Raw genomic sequence first — 2,561 nt, 5'->3', positions numbered from 1 at the left:
TTCGGCGGCGGGTTGTTCGTGGCCTTCGACCAGCTGTGGCGCTGGAACAGCCTGGTGGCGCTGGTCCTATCGGTGCTGGTCATTCTGGGCTTGGTGGCCGGGGTCCGGGTGGTTCGCAAAACCGAGGACATCGCCAGCACGTTGATCGCGGTCGCGGTGGGTGCGCTGATCACCCTGGGACCCTTGGCGCTGTCGTTGCAATCGGGCTAGCGGCACCGTAAACAGTGCGCCCAGCCATCAAAGTCGGCCTTTCCACGGCTTCGGTGTACCCGTTGCGGGCCGAGGCCGCCTTCGAGTACGCGGCCCGGCTCGGCTACGACGGCGTCGAGCTGATGGTGTGGGCCGAGTCGGTCAGTCAGGACGTCGCCGCCGTCAAAAAGCTGTCGCGGCGCTACCGCGTCCCGGTGTTGTCCGTGCACGCGCCCTGCCTGCTCATCTCGCAGCGGGTGTGGGGTGCCAACCCGATACCCAAGCTGGATCGCAGCGTGCGCGCCGCCGAACAGCTGGGCGCCCAGACCGTGGTCGTGCACCCGCCGTTTCGCTGGCAGCGGCGCTACGCCGAGGGTTTCAGCGAGCAGGTGGCGGAGCTGGAAGCCTCGAGCGAGGTGATGGTCGCCGTGGAGAACATGTTCCCCTTCCGCGCCGACCGGCTCTTCGGGGCCGGCCAGTCGCTGGAGCGGATGCGCAGACGCGGTGGCGGACCCGGCCCGGGTATTTCGGCGTTCGCGCCCTCCTACGACCCGCTCGATGGCAACCACGCGCACTACACGCTGGACCTGTCCCACACCGCGACCGCAGGCACCGACTCGCTGGACATGGCCCAGCGGATGGGGGATGGGCTGGTGCATCTGCACCTGTGCGACGGCAACGGGCTGCCCGCCGACGAGCACCTGGTGCCCGGGCGCGGCACGCAACCCACCGCAGAGATGTGCCAGATGCTGGCCGGCAGCCACTTCGCCGGGCACGTCATCCTGGAGGTGTCGACGTCCAGCGCCCGTTCCGCCAGCGAGCGCGAGGCCATGCTCGCCGAATCGCTGCAGTTTGCCCGCACGCATCTGTTGCGTTGACCAAGCCAGGAGAAAACCCAGACGACATGCGTGCGTTATTCACCACCGCGATGACGTTGCGGGAGGTCGGTTCCGGCGCCTTTGAAGGCGAGCTCGACAAGCGTTGGACCATCGGTCCCAGGGTGCACGGCGGCGCGATGCTGGCGCTCTGCGCCAACGCCGCCCGCACCGCATGGGGTGAGCAGTCCGACGGACTCGAACCGGTCCAGCATCCGGTCGCGGTGTCGGCGAGCTTCCTGTGGGCGCCCGACCCCGGTCCGGTGCAGCTGGTGACCTCGCTGCGCAAGCGGGGCCGCCGGATCACTGTCGTCGACGTCGAGCTCAACCAGGGCGATCGCACCGCAGTGCACGCCGTGGTCAACCTCGGCGAACCCGAGCACTGGCATCGGGACGGTTCGCAAGGGGTGGCCAGCCCGCTGCTATCGGCCAACCCGGTGGCCGACCTGATGGCGCCCGAGCCCCCCGACGACATCGAGCCGATCGGACCCGGACATCCGCTGGCCGGCCTCGTGCACCTGGGGGAGGGCTGCGACGTGCGGCCGGTGTTGTCGACGATGGCGCCCCGCGGCGACGGGCGCCCGCCGGTGATCCAGATGTGGGCGCGCCCCCGCGGCGTGGCCCCGGACGCGCTGTTCGCGCTCATGTGCGGCGATCTGTCGGCACCGGTGACCTTCGCCGTCGACCGCACCGGCTGGGCGCCCACAATCCAGCTCACGGCGTTTCTGCGGGGCCTGCCGGCCGACGGCTGGCTGCGCATCATCGCGACCTGCACCGAGATCGGGCAGGACTGGTTCGACGAGGACCACACCGTGGTCGACAGCCTGGGCCGCCTGGTGGTGCAGGCCCGTCAATTGGCGCTGGTCCCTGCCGCTCGCTAGCGCCCGGGGTCTGCGATGCTGTCCGGCATGGCAAGAATCGCGATCATCGGTGGCGGCAGTATCGGGGAGGCACTGCTGTCGGGTCTGCTGCGGGCGGGTCGGCAGGTAAAAGACCTGGTGGTGGTCGAGCGAGTTCCCGAGCGCGCCAAATACCTGGCCGACACCTATTCCGTGCTGATCAGCTCGCTATCCGACGCGGTGGAGAACGCGTCATTCGTCGTGGTCGCGGTCAAGCCCGCCGATGTCGAGTCGGTGATGGCGCAGCTCGCACGCGCGGCCGCCGCCGCCGAGAGCGATACCGCCGAGCAGGTCTTCGTCACGGTCGCGGCCGGCGTCACCATCACGTACTTCGAGTCGAAGCTCCCGGCCGGGACGCCGGTGGTACGGGCGATGCCGAACGCGGCGGCCCTGGTCGGCGCCGGGGTCACGGCGCTGGCTAAGGGGAGATTCGTCACCGCGGCGCAGCTCGAGGGCGTCTCGGCCCTGTTCGACTCGGTCGGGGGCGTCCTGAGCGTTCCGGAGGGCCAGATGGACGCCGTCACCGCGCTGTCGGGCTCCGGGCCGGCGTATTTCTTCCTGCTCGTCGAGGCCCTGATCGACGCCGGTGTGGCCGCGG

General features: G+C 69.9%; 3 protein-coding genes and 1 pseudogene. All 4 read left to right on the top strand.

Annotated features, from left to right (window positions below; translation table 11 throughout):
• Nucleotides 1-210, top strand: a pseudogene (locus tag A5652_RS11050) (hypothetical protein); the annotation flags it as partial.
• 14 nt (nucleotides 211-224) lie between these two features.
• Nucleotides 225-1,067 (top strand): sugar phosphate isomerase/epimerase, encoded by an 843-nt coding sequence (locus tag A5652_RS11045; RefSeq protein ID WP_067350521.1) that lies wholly within the window; start codon nucleotides 225-227, stop codon nucleotides 1,065-1,067.
• 26 nt (nucleotides 1,068-1,093) lie between these two features.
• Complete coding sequence (locus tag A5652_RS11040) at nucleotides 1,094-1,945, top strand: thioesterase family protein (RefSeq protein WP_067350520.1); 852 nt, start codon at nucleotides 1,094-1,096, stop codon at nucleotides 1,943-1,945.
• Between the two features lie 27 nt (nucleotides 1,946-1,972).
• A partial coding sequence (proC, locus tag A5652_RS11035) for a pyrroline-5-carboxylate reductase (protein WP_197513908.1) occupies nucleotides 1,973-2,561 on the top strand: 589 nt, incomplete at its 3' end.

This window comes from Mycobacterium sp. 1165178.9 (assembly GCF_001673555.1).
Classification (GTDB): Bacteria; Actinomycetota; Actinomycetes; order Mycobacteriales; family Mycobacteriaceae; genus Mycobacterium.
The sequence above is the reverse complement of the archived record's forward strand: the minus strand, read 5'-3'. Positions and strand labels throughout refer to the sequence as shown.